Origin of the sequence: Pseudomonas sp. NPDC089569, assembly GCF_050280625.1 — a bacterium.
In the GTDB taxonomy this organism is placed as follows: Bacteria; Pseudomonadota; Gammaproteobacteria; order Pseudomonadales; family Pseudomonadaceae; genus Aquipseudomonas.
Window position 1 is genome coordinate 1 of the sequence record NZ_JBNNVQ010000247.1, and the last position, 1,823, is coordinate 1,823.

General features: G+C 57.0%; 1 protein-coding gene and 2 pseudogenes. All 3 read left to right on the plus strand.

What is annotated here, in order from left to right; all coding sequences use genetic code 11:
- A pseudogene (locus tag ACQKP2_RS32735) lies at positions 1–83 on the plus strand (hypothetical protein); the annotation flags it as partial.
- Positions 77–442 (plus strand): annotated as a pseudogene (gene rimP, locus ACQKP2_RS32740) (ribosome maturation factor RimP); the annotation flags it as partial. The pseudogenes ACQKP2_RS32735 and rimP, both read left to right, overlap by 7 nt.
- Positions 443–489: 47 nt before the next feature.
- A partial coding sequence (gene nusA / locus ACQKP2_RS32745) for a transcription termination factor NusA (protein WP_427582367.1) occupies positions 490–1,823 on the plus strand: 1,334 nt, incomplete at its 3' end.

Below are 1,823 nucleotides of genomic sequence, written 5' to 3' on the forward strand. Positions count from 1 at the left end.
TGCAAACCCACGGAGGATTTGGTTTTGCCAACGAATACGACGTGGAGCGCAAGTTCCGTGAGACGCGCCTGTACCAGGTCGCCACTCACTGTTGCGCGTTTATATCGATAAGGAAGGCGGCGTTCTGGTGGACGATTGTGCCATCGTCAGCCGTCAGATCAGCGGTGTCCTGGATGTTGAAGATCCAATCTCCGTTGAGTACACCCTTGAAGTTTCCTCGCCTGGCATGGAACGCCCGCTGTTCACTCTTGAGCAGTTTGCCAAATTTGCCGGTGAACAAGTGAAGATCAAACTGCGCTCGCCTTTTGAAGGACGACGCAACTTTCAGGGCCTTCTGCGCGGTGTAGAAGAACAGGATGTCGTGGTGCAGGTAGATGACCACGAGTTCCTGTTGCCGATCGATATGATCGACAAGGCCAACATTATTCCCAGTTTTGACTGAGACGCGGATCCCGCGGATCCAATGGCTTGCGAAAGGCGAGGCGTACGATGAGCAAAGAAGTACTGCTGGTTGTTGAGTCGGTATCCAATGAAAAAGGTGTACCGGCGGGCGTAATTTTTGAAGCGCTGGAGCTGGCTCTGGCCACTGCTACCAAAAAACGTTTCGAGGACGAAGTTGATCTGCGTGTGGAAATCAATCGCCACACCGGTTCTTACGAGACATTCCGTCGCTGGACGGTTGTCGAGGAAGCTGACCTGGATGACCCGGCCATTGAAACCTGGCCAAGCAAGGTTGCCGAAACGCATCCAGGCGCCAAGGTTGGTGACGTTGTCGAGGAGAAGATCGAGTCCATCGAATTCGGTCGTATCGCTGCGCAGACTGCCAAGCAAGTCATTGTGCAGAAAGTTCGCGAGGCCGAGCGTGCGCAGGTCGTCGATGCCTATCGCGAGCGCTTGGGGGAAATCATCTCCGGCACCGTGAAGAAAGTGACTCGCGACAACGTGATCGTCGATCTGGGCAACAACGCCGAAGCGTTGCTGGCTCGCGAAGACATCATTTCTCGCGAAACCTTCCGTGTTGGCGTGCGTCTGCGTGCGCTGCTCAAGGAAATCCGCACCGAGAACCGTGGCCCGCAGTTGATCCTGTCGCGCACCGCGCCGGAAATGCTGATCGAGTTGTTCCGTATTGAAGTGCCGGAAATCGCTGAAGGTCTGATCGAAGTCATGGCTGCATCCCGTGATCCGGGGTCCCGTGCCAAGATCGCCGTGCGCTCCAAGGACAAGCGCATCGACCCGCAAGGCGCGTGCATCGGTATGCGCGGTTCGCGTGTTCAGGCCGTGTCTGGCGAGTTGGGTGGTGAGCGTGTTGACATTGTGCTGTGGGACGATAACCCGGCCCAGTTCGTGATCAACGCCATGTCCCCGGCTGAAGTTGCGGCAATCATCGTTGACGAAGATGCCCATGCAATGGATATCGCCGTTGGCGCAGACAACCTGGCTCAGGCCATCGGTCGTGGTGGCCAGAACGTGCGTCTGGCCAGCCAATTGACTGGCTGGACCCTGAACGTCATGACCGAATCGGACATCCAGGCCAAGCAGCAAGCAGAAACCGGCGACATCCTGCGCAATTTCATCGACGAGCTGGAAGTCGACGAAGAGCTGGCGCAGGTGCTGGTTGATGAAGGTTTCACCAGCCTGGAAGAGATTGCCTACGTACCGTTGGAAGAAATGCTCAACATCGACGGCTTTGACGAAGACATCGTCAACGAGCTCCGTGCTCGCGCCAAGGATCGCTGCCGGCTCCCGGTTCCGAGTAGCCGATGGCGAAGAGGATTTCGCCGGCGGCAATGCCCGGCAGGAAGCGCTCTTTCTGCAGCGCGCTG